At 42.7% G+C, this 639-nt stretch carries 1 pseudogene; it reads right to left on the bottom strand.

Going from position 1 to position 639, the window contains the following annotated elements:
• Positions 1 to 639, bottom strand: a pseudogene (locus ACFIQC_RS10115) (hypothetical protein); the annotation flags it as partial.

Raw genomic sequence — 639 nt, forward strand, 5'->3', positions numbered from 1 at the left:
GTTTGTTGTTATATTGGTACGATACATTGATTTCGTATTTTCACCCGTCCCTGACTGAAGATAAATATCAACCCAAATATCTTGTGACGGGTCGTAAACCATGCCCTCTGGGGAACTATGCGGGCGGTGATTGAGGCACCAAACAGAGTGCGGCAATATATCCCCTGCTTGATAACCGGATAAGGGATGACCAGAAATCGTACCAACATCCGCACAGAGCGTATGAAACCCTCCTATCTTACGAGAATTACTCACTGTGTAATCCCTTGGATAGGTAGAGTTTTCTGACAAAACAAGTTTATGAGACTGTTTTCCATCAGAAACCAGATAAACATAATAATCCTTGCCTGCCGAAAGAGAAGGAACGCTTATTCTTGTATCTGCCGTATAACTTGCAACCAAAGTATCATTGCCTAATGCCAAGGTTATACGCGTTCCTTTCTTCAAGGTGAGTTGTTTTTTCCCTGTCGCAACAAGAAACGGTGTGGAAATTGAAAGAACCGTTAAATTGGACTGTTTCAGTAAATTGTTTACCTCTTCCCCTAGCACTTTTGCCTGTGTGGCTACTGTATGAGCTGTTGTCGCTGTTTCCAGAGAACTCTTGATACCACTAAGCTCTTTCTTCATTGTATCGGCGGT

The organism is Bartonella sp. AA126HLJHH, from assembly GCF_042197425.1.
Classification (GTDB): domain Bacteria; phylum Pseudomonadota; class Alphaproteobacteria; order Rhizobiales; family Rhizobiaceae; genus Bartonella.